The 206-nt window shown below is 67.0% G+C and carries 1 protein-coding gene; it reads right to left on the reverse strand.

Translation table 11 applies throughout. From position 1 onward, the window contains the following. Window positions 1-206 (reverse strand): FGGY family carbohydrate kinase (locus tag QN357_RS19480; protein WP_323505468.1); only part of this gene is annotated, 206 nt, incomplete at both ends.

Raw genomic sequence — 206 nt, forward strand, 5'->3', positions numbered from 1 at the left:
AGGATCCAGACGATCTTCGTGCCCGAGAAGTACGTGGCGAGCGGCAGGCCGACCTGCTTCTTGAAGCGTTCGACGCCTTCGGTGGCGGCAAGGCGGTCGACGATGGGCTGGGTGCGGGTGTCCTGCCACACGATCGCGTTGTAGACGGGGAGCCCGGTGGTGCGGTCCCAGACCACGGCGGTCTCGCGCTGGTTGGTGATGCCGAC

This window comes from Cryobacterium sp. RTC2.1 (assembly GCF_035018685.1).
In the GTDB taxonomy this organism is placed as follows: Bacteria; Actinomycetota; Actinomycetes; order Actinomycetales; family Microbacteriaceae; genus Cryobacterium; species Cryobacterium glucosi.